The sequence below is a fragment of the Streptococcus mitis genome, from assembly GCF_905187495.1.
Classification (GTDB): domain Bacteria; phylum Bacillota; class Bacilli; order Lactobacillales; family Streptococcaceae; genus Streptococcus; species Streptococcus mitis_CU.
This window is the reverse complement of record NZ_CAJJIB010000058.1, coordinates 1-265: the sequence shown is the minus strand read 5'-3', so window position 1 is coordinate 265 and position 265 is coordinate 1. Positions and strand designations below refer to the sequence as shown.

The window sequence follows — 265 nt, the reverse complement described above, 5'->3', positions numbered from 1 at the left end:
TTTTCCTTGAACCGATCACACCAGCAATCCCACCAGCAATAGCAATGAGAACATCCCAAATGGTTGGAGAGGTTCGTGCGATCAACTCGCTACTTGCATAAGACAAGGGAGAAATCCAGAAATACAGAGTCGAGACAAGCAAACTGACCAACACTTGAGTCAATAAAACCTCTAGAGATTGCTTGATTAAACGCGTATCAAAAATAGCTAAACCGAATCCCAGTCCAACAATCGGTGTCATGAGAGGTGAAATCAACATGGCTCC

General features: G+C 43.8%; 1 protein-coding gene. It reads right to left on the bottom strand.

The window, feature by feature from the left end:
* The coding region (locus JQ843_RS05360; protein WP_203213082.1) for a DUF389 domain-containing protein at positions 1 to 265 on the bottom strand (265 nt) is incomplete at both ends.